This is a genomic window from Streptomyces inusitatus, from assembly GCF_014651115.1.
GTDB classification, from domain to species: Bacteria; Actinomycetota; Actinomycetes; order Streptomycetales; family Streptomycetaceae; genus Streptomyces; species Streptomyces amakusaensis.
Window position 1 is genome coordinate 1 of the sequence record NZ_BMWG01000105.1, and the last position, 568, is coordinate 568.

Below are 568 nucleotides of genomic sequence, written 5' to 3' on the forward strand. Positions count from 1 at the left end.
GTCGGAGTTGCTGGATCACCAGTATCTGAGTCTCGCGGAGATCCAGCGGATCGCCGGGACCGGAGCCGGAGAACTCTTCGACACCACCACCGTCTTCGAGAACTATCCGCAGGACATGGAATCCTTCGCCGGTGACTTCGACGGGATCCGCCTGGTCGATGTCCAGGGCAGCGACGCCACCCACTACACACTGAGCCTCGCCGTACTGCCGGGCGAAGAACTTCGGCTGCGCATCGGCTACCGACCTGACCGCCTCGAACGCGACACAGCGGAAGAGATAGCGGCACGATTCATCCGACTGCTGGAAGCGATCGCCGACCACCCGGAAGAGCGAATAGGCCGACTCGACGCGCTCTCTCAAGAAGAACGCGGCCAACTGCTCACCGAATGGAATCAGCCCGCTCGCCCGATGGATCGGAACCGCTTACCGGATTTGTTCGAGGAGCGAGTGGCGCGTACGCCGAATTCCCCGGCTCTGGTGTTCGGCGAGGTTTCCCTCAGCTACGCGGAGGTGAATGTTCGGGCGAATCGGTTGGCGCGTTTGTTGGTGGGGTTGGGGGTGGGGCCT

1 protein-coding gene is annotated in these 568 nt (G+C 62.7%); it reads left to right on the forward strand.

Translation table 11 applies throughout. The features are described 5' to 3' along the window. Nucleotides 1–568, forward strand: a 568-nt coding sequence (locus IE247_RS34025; RefSeq protein ID WP_229869539.1) for a condensation domain-containing protein, incomplete at both ends; no start/stop codon positions are given.